Consider the following 4,612-nt stretch of genomic DNA (forward strand, 5'->3'; position numbering starts at 1 on the left):
GGGGGCGGCCGCCCGGGCCGGGGGCGGCGAGCAGCGCGGCCCGGGCGGCGGCGGCACAGCCGACGGGGTCGGAGGGGTCGACGGGGTCGGAGGGGCTGGTCTCGGTGGTCATGCGCGTGGGTCCCGTCCGTCGTGCTGGGTGAACCGTCCTGCTGGTGAACCGTCCTGCCCTCGGGTCGACCGTTCGGCCGTTCGGCCGGTCCGGGGAGGCCGCTCCGGAGAGGCCGGTACGGAAGCGCCGGTACGCCGCCGGGCGGACCCGCACCCTCCCGGGTGAACGGGCCCGCCGTCCGGCGCGGGGCGACCGGCCGCCGGGCTACAGGGCGTCCGGGCCGCGCTCGCCGGTGCGGACCCGTACGGCGGTGTCGACCGGCACGCTCCACACCTTGCCGTCGCCGATCTTCCCGGTCCGGGCGGCCTTCACCAGGACGTCGATCAGGTCCTCGGCGTCCTCGTCCTCGACCAGGACCTCGATCCTGACCTTCGGTACCAGGTCCACGGTGTACTCGGCCCCCCGGTACACCTCGGTGTGGCCGCGCTGGCGGCCGTAGCCGCTGGCCTCGGTGACGGTGAGGCCGTGCACCCCGAAGGCCTGGAGGGCGGACTTCACCTCGTCCAGTCGGTACGGCTTGATCACGGCGGTGATGAGCTTCATCGGGCGTCGACCTCGGTCCTCTTCTCGGCGGGCTGCACGGCGGGCTGGGCGGCACCGGGTTCCGCGACGCCGGTCCGTTCGCCGGTCCGTTCGCCGGTCCGTTCGGTGGACCGTCCGGCGGACCGCTCGGCGGCGGACGTCGCGGCAGCGGCGGCCAGGCCCGGCAGGGCCCGGGCCAGCCCCGCCCCCACGGCGGTGAAATCGTAGGCGGACTCGGCGTGTTCGGCCTGGTCGATGCCGGCCGTCTCGACCTCGCCGGAGACCCGGAAGCCGACCAGCCGGTCGACCGCCTTGGCCAGCAGCCAGGACAGCACGAAGGAGTACGCCGCGACCACCGCCACGCCCATCGCCTGCTTGCCCAGCTGGCCGATCCCACCCCCGTAGAACAGGCCCTTGACGCCCTGGCCGACCCCGCCGGTGGCGAACAGGCCGACCAGCAGCGAGCCGACCGCCCCGCCGACCGCGTGCACGCCCACCACGTCGAGCGAGTCGTCGAAGCCCCAGCGGTACTTGAGCGAGACGGCGGCGCAGCAGACCGCGCCCGCGACCAGTCCGATCGCCACCGCGCCGAGCGGGCTGACCGAGCCGCAGGCCGGGGTGATCGCGACCAGTCCGGCCACCGCGCCGGAGGCGGCGCCCAGCGTGGTGAAGGCGCCGTGCCTGAACCGCTCGTAGACCAGCCAGCCGACCAGCGCCGCACCGGTGGCGACCTGGGTGTTCACCATGGCCATCGCGGCGACGCCGTTGGCGGCCAGCGCCGAGCCCGCGTTGAAGCCGAACCAGCCGAACCAGAGCAGCCCGGAGCCGAGCATCACCAGCGGCAGGCTGTGCGGGCGCATCGGGTCCTTCTTGAAGCCGATCCGCTTGCCCAGCACCAGGCAGAGCGCGAGGCCGGCGACGCCCGCGTTGATGTGCACGGCCGTCCCGCCGGCGAAGTCGATCACGCCGTTGCGGTCGCCCAGCCAGCCGCCGTGGCCGCCGTCGAAGAAGAACACCCAGTGCGCGACCGGGAAGTAGACGACCGTCACCCAGAGCGCGATGAACAGGCCCCAGGCGGCGAATCTCGCCCGGTCCGCGACGGCACCGCTGATCAGCGCCGGGGTGATGACCGCGAACATCAGCTGGAACAGCGCGAAGGCGGTGACCGGGATGGAGCCGGTCAGCTCGTCGAGGCCGAGGCCGCGCATCCCGAGGTGGTCCAGGTTGCCGATCAGGCCGGCGAAGGAGTCGGACCCGAAGCTGAGCGAGTAGCCGTAGAGGACCCACAGCACGCTGACGATGCCGAGCGAGAGGAAGCTCATCGCCAGCATGTTCAGCGTGCTCTTGGCCCTGACCATGCCCCCGTAGAAGAAGGCCAGCCCTGGGGTCATCAGCATGACCAGGGCCGCACTGATGAGTACGAAGGCGGTGTCGCCCGCGCTGAAGCCGTCCGGCATCGGCGTCTCCTCTGCGTCCAGGCCGATCCGCACCCGGGGACCCGTCCCGTGGTGCCACCCGGGGTGTCGGCGTTGAGGAGGAGCGTGCCGAAGGCTGGTTTCGGCCGGTGCGGCCGGTTGTTTCACCGCGGTGACGCGTGCGACGCGCGGGTTACGGCTGCGTGAACCGCGGCCGCCGCGGCCCGGTCCGGACCACCGGACGCCGGACATGCCACCGACCGTGACGGCGGCGGCCGCCACGGTCGGTGGAGCTTTTCCTTCGGACGGCCCTGGCGGGCCTCCGGTCAGACCACCGAGACGAACTCCGGGATGTCCTGGACCACCCGCTCCTTGAGCCGGCTCACCGCGTCCACGCCCTTGAACCGGGCCGACGCGGCCTCCGTGGTCTTGCGGACCCGGGAGTTCAGCCGCTCCGAGCGCACCTTGGTGGCGATGTCCACCGCCTGCTCGGCCATCACCACCGCCTGCTCGGCCTCCTTCTGCAGCAGGTGGACGCTGGCCATGCCGATCAGGTTGAAGGCGTACGAGCGCACGTGGTCGGCGTCCTGGCGGAACAGGTCGACCGCGGTCTCCATCACCGGCGCGGACAGCGAGGCGTACAGCTCGGCGTTGTCCGAGTGGTACGCGAGGTCGCGGAAGGAGTGGGCGTTCTCGGCGTTCAGCTCGGCGGGCGAGAAGAACTTCAGCCAGTCCGGGTCCTGGTCCCCGTCCCGGATGTCGGTGAAGGTGTCCTCGGCCAGCCGGATCGCCCGGGCGCAGCGGTTGACCTCGCCGATGGTGGCGTAGGCGCGCGCCTCCATCGCGTACAGCAGGGACTGCTGGCGCGGGGTGGCGGCGTCGCGGCTGCCGTACTGGGCCAGGTGGATGAGCTCCAGGGCGTCCTCGCCCCGGTTGAGGTGGATCATCTGGCGGCTCATGTCGGTGAGGATCAGCGCGCCGAACGGGCGGTCGCCGGCCTCCTTGGCCGCGTGCAGGGCGAGCACGTAGTACTTCTGCGCGCTCGGGTGCATCCCGACGTCGTACGACATCCACCCGGCCAGGTGGGCGAGTTCGGCGGTGAGCCGGAACAGCCGCTTGGTGGTGTCCTCGCTGTACGTCTCCTGGAGCAGGTCGGTGACCTCGTGCAGCTGGCCGACGACGGCCTTGCGGCGCAGCCCGCCGCCGTTCTGGGCGTCCCACTGCCGGAACATGACCGTGGTCTGCTCCAGCAGTTCGAGCTCGGGCTCGGAGAGCCGGCCGGTGAAGGCCTCGCCGCCGTTGGCCGCGGTGAGGATCGGGGTGGGGACGCCGCTCGGGCCGGGGGCGAGCCAGCGCTGCATCGGCTCGATCAGCGCGGCGCCCGCGGTCAGCGCCAGTGAGGTGCCGAGGAAGCCCCGGCGGTTGAGCATGAGGTCGCTGCGGGAGTAGTCGCTGATCAGCTGGACGGTCTGCTGGCCGCTCCACGGCAGGTCGACGCCGCCGCCCACGGTGGAGACCGGGATCGCGGCGCGCAGGCCGAGGTCCTCGATGGAGACCACCGAGCCGAACCGCTCGGAGAAGAGTTCCGACATGATCTTGGGGATCGGCTCGCGGGGCTGCTCGCCGTCGAGCCAGCGGCGCACCCGGGAGGTGTCGGTGGACACGTGGTGGGCGCCGATCTGCCGGGCCTTGCGGTTGACCTGGCGGGCCAACTCGCCCTTGGACCAGCCACTGCGGGCGAACCACGTGGTCAGCTTCTCATTCGGTTGCTTCTCTGCCATGGGTAACGTCCCCATCCCGCCCGGCCCCTACCGGGGCCCCCGATCGTGACCGCCCGACGGTTGCGGGCTCTTGCCAGACGTGCCGTGCCTGAGGTGCCGCGGCGCCGCCGTACCGCAGCGCCCTCGCACTGGTGTGCCATCGTTGCGGACGATCCGTCAGATTCCCAACTCCCGTTGCCCGACGGCCCGGGACAGACTCCTCGACGACATCCGCACGCTGAACGTAATGCCCCGCGAGGGGCCCGTGGGAGCGCCCCTGGCGAAACGCCACCTTTCGCCACCCCCAGGAGTGAACCGAAGCCCGGGGGCACACGCTTCACTTAGGGAGTCCCGACGGCCCGGCATATGCGGGCCGCCAAGTCCCCCGGCCCATCCCGGAAGACCCGGCGGAACCCGCAACCCACCGCAGCCACAGGCGAGTTCACCGTCCACTCGGGACGGCGACAGCCCCACGAACACGACGATCCGGCATCGGCGCCGCCCCCACAAGGCGGCGCCCGAGGCGCACCGCCGGAACAGGCGCACACCACGCGCTGCGCGCCGCCACCGCACTACGCACCACACGGCTGACAATCGACACACAGTCACCGTCCCGTAACCATCGGCAACAAGAACCTGTTGGGGGAGGCATGGACAACCTGTTCGGCGAACTTCGACTGGGGCACCTGCGGCTGGCACCGCTGGGCGCGCGCCGCCGCACCAAGGTCACCGCGTCCCAGGCCGCCGCGGAGTACACCGGCCGCTGGGGCTGGGCGGTCGTCACCGGCGATCCGGAGACCGGC

The 4,612-nt window shown here is 72.2% G+C and carries 3 protein-coding genes; all 3 read right to left on the reverse strand.

What is annotated here, in order from left to right:
- Positions 1-316: 316 nt before the first annotated feature.
- Entirely contained in the window at positions 317-655 is a 339-nt protein-coding gene (locus AE652_RS35855) for a P-II family nitrogen regulator (protein WP_049659191.1), read from the reverse strand.
- A complete protein-coding gene (locus AE652_RS35860) occupies positions 652-2,091 on the reverse strand; it encodes an ammonium transporter (protein ID WP_082346194.1) in 1,440 nt (479 codons plus the stop codon). Before AE652_RS35860 ends, AE652_RS35855 begins: the two co-directional genes overlap by 4 nt.
- 284 nt (positions 2,092-2,375) lie before the next feature.
- The gene (locus AE652_RS35865) at positions 2,376-3,830 is read right to left on the reverse strand and encodes a hypothetical protein (protein ID WP_181970686.1); all 1,455 of its coding nucleotides are present in this window, start codon (positions 3,828-3,830) and stop codon (positions 2,376-2,378) included.
- Positions 3,831-4,612: the final 782 nt, after the last annotated feature.

It is taken from the genome of Kitasatospora sp. MY 5-36 (assembly GCF_001182915.1).
Taxonomy (GTDB): domain Bacteria; phylum Actinomycetota; class Actinomycetes; order Streptomycetales; family Streptomycetaceae; genus Kitasatospora.

Excerpts from the sequence above, each read along its gene's own strand:
- AE652_RS35855 (WP_049659191.1), bottom strand. The coding sequence starts at position 655 with ATGAAGCTCATCACCGCCGTGATCAAGCCGTACCGACTGGACGAGGTG.
- AE652_RS35860 (WP_082346194.1), bottom strand. The coding sequence starts at position 2,091 with ATGCCGGACGGCTTCAGCGCGGGCGACACCGCCTTCGTACTCATCAGT.
- AE652_RS35865 (WP_181970686.1), bottom strand. The coding sequence starts at position 3,830 with ATGGCAGAGAAGCAACCGAATGAGAAGCTGACCACGTGGTTCGCCCGC.